This is a genomic window from Devosia sp. (assembly GCF_041917035.1).
Lineage (GTDB): Bacteria > Pseudomonadota > Alphaproteobacteria > Rhizobiales > Devosiaceae > Devosia_A.
In genome coordinates this window covers 1-2,396 of record NZ_JAYRYM010000389.1, presented here as the reverse complement: position 1 = coordinate 2,396, position 2,396 = coordinate 1, and the positions used below count along the sequence as shown (strand labels likewise).

Annotated in this window: 3 protein-coding genes; all 3 read right to left on the bottom strand. The window is 65.4% G+C overall.

What is annotated here, in order from left to right:
- A partial coding sequence (locus ACE3TU_RS21435; protein WP_374627885.1) for an ABC transporter permease occupies positions 1-472 on the bottom strand: 472 nt, incomplete at its 3' end.
- 2 nt (positions 473-474) lie between these two features.
- Positions 475-1,431: an ABC transporter permease gene (locus tag ACE3TU_RS21430; RefSeq protein WP_374627884.1), complete on the bottom strand. Its 957-nt coding sequence runs from the start codon at positions 1,429-1,431 to the stop codon at positions 475-477.
- 80 nt (positions 1,432-1,511) lie between these two features.
- The coding region (locus ACE3TU_RS21425) for an ABC transporter substrate-binding protein (protein WP_374627883.1) at positions 1,512-2,396 on the bottom strand (885 nt) is incomplete at its 5' end.

Sequence of the window (2,396 nt, the reverse complement as noted above, 5' to 3'; positions counted from 1 at the left end):
GGATGATCTCGGGGAAGGCCATGATGGCCTCCGAGATGCGCATCATCACCGCATCGAGCCAGCCCCCGACATAGCCTGCATAGCAGCCGATGATGACGCCGACCGCGGCCGAGATCAGCGCACTGCCCAGGCCCACGAGGATCGAGACGCGGCCGCCGTAGAGCACCCGTGCGAAGACGTCGCGGCCGGTCTTGTCGGTGCCGAACCAGTGTTCCCAGGAGGGGGGCTGGTTGATGGCGCGCAGGTTGATCTTGGTGGGGTCCCAGGGGGTGAGGAGCGGCGCGAAGATCGAGGCCAGCAGGATGATGGTGAAGACGATGAGCCCGATGAGCGCAAGGCGGTTGTTGATGAACTTGCGGACCACCCGGCTGCCGCTCGGAGTCTTCAGCTGCCCGGCCTCCTCAAGGGCGCGGATGCGGTCGAAGCGGCGGTCGAGGTAGGTGCGGTGCCGGGCGATGTCGGAGAGTGCCATGGTCAGTTCCCCAGTCGCACGCGCGGGTCGATGATCGCCGTCAGGATGTCGATGACGAGGCTGACGACCAGCACCAGGATCACCGTGAGGAGCGCGATGGTCATGACAACCGGAAGGTCCTTGTTACGGACCGCCATGACGAACAGGCTGCCGAGGCCGGGCCACTGGAAGACCTGTTCGACGATCACCGAGCCGCCGATCAGGATCGGCAGGCGGAAGCCGATCAGGACGATGACCGGGGTGAGGGCGACGCGGAAGCCGTGCAGCAGGTTGACCCGCCATTCCGGCAGGCCCTTGGAGCGGGCGGTCTTGATGAACTCGCGGCTCAGCGCGTCGAGCATGGCGGAGCGCGCATAGCGCATCACGCCGGCGGTCATCATGATCGAGAGCACGAGAGCCGGCATGACGAGGTTGGGGATGTGGTCCCAGTAGCTGGTATAGCTCGGCAGCAGCCGACCCCCGACCGGCAGCCATTGCAGGTTGAGGGCGAACACGACGATGGCGACGAGGCCGAAGAAGAACTCGGGGATCGAAACGCCGATCATGCCCGCGACGGTGAGGACGTTGTCGGTTGCGGTGCCGCGGCGCAGGGCGCTGATGGTGCCCAGGATGGCGCCGAAGATGCTCGAGAGCACCAGCGCGACCACGGAGAGCTCGAGCGTCGCCGGAAGGCGCTCCATGAGAATGCGGGAGATCGGCACGCCGCCGGTGAGGGTGCGGCCGAAATTGCCCTGTACCACGCCGCTGAACCAGATCCAGAAGCGGACCAGCAGCGGGGCGTCGAGACCGAGCGCCTTGCGCAGTTCGGCGAGCTTGGCGGGATCGACCGTGCGCTCCGGGCTGAGCATCCGGGAGACGGCATCACCGGGGGAAAGGTCGAGGGCGAGGTAGACGAGGAAGCTGATGCCGATCGCCATCGGGACGATGATGAGAAGGCGTCGGACGATATATGTCAGCATCCGGGTGTCCCGACAGGTCGACGATGGGGCGAGGGGCGGGCGCCGCGACCGAGGCCGCGGCGCCCAGGGCAGGAACTGCCTTACTTGTCGTACTGGTTGATCCAGATCATGCGCGTGTAGGGGATATCCAGCGGCGTCAGCTGCATGAAGTCCAGCGCCTTGATCGCCTCGATGTCGCTCACGACCTTGGTGATGGCCATGTCGATGCGGTTGGCCGCGGCGTTCTTGACCATGTTCACGTCGCCGTCGGCGCTGGCCCAGGCGATGACCTGCTCGATCTTGGGCTTGCCCTCATAGTAGTCCGGGAACGCCACGAAGGACGAGAAGTCGCCGAACTTGGCTTCCTCGACCATGAACGGGCCGGAGCCGATCGGCTTCTGCCAGAACTCGGCCTGCTGGACGAGCGTGGGGTCGACGCCCTCGAAGTACTTCTTGGGGAAGGGGCCCCACTGGGTGAAGCTGAGCAGCACGTTGGCGTTCACCTTGGCGAACTTGATGGTGACCGTATTGCCCTCGGCCGAGATACCCGAGACGTGCTCGGCGGTGCCGGCGACGTACTCGGCGGCGCCTTCCATCGAGTTCAGGGTGCTGGCCACGACGCCATGCAGGTTGGGGGTCTTCAGCGCGAACTCGAGGCTGAAGGTGACGTCGTCGACGGTGATCGGGCTGCCGTCATGCCACTTGATGCCGTCACGCATGGTGAAGGTCAGCGTCTTGCCGTCCTCGCTCATGACGTAGGACTCGGCGAGATCGCCTCCGGCCACGCCATCGAGGAAGGGCTTGGCCGAGAGCATGTGCGCCCAGATCAGCTTGTTGCCGGCCCACAGGCCCAGGTTGACCCAGGGCTGCTCGAAGTAGTCGATCGGCGCGGCATTGGTGTACATCACCGCCTTGCCGTTCGCGTCCGGCTCCACGGTCCAGTTCTGGATGTTCCAGTCGTAGTTGAACTGGTCGTTGCCGTGCGG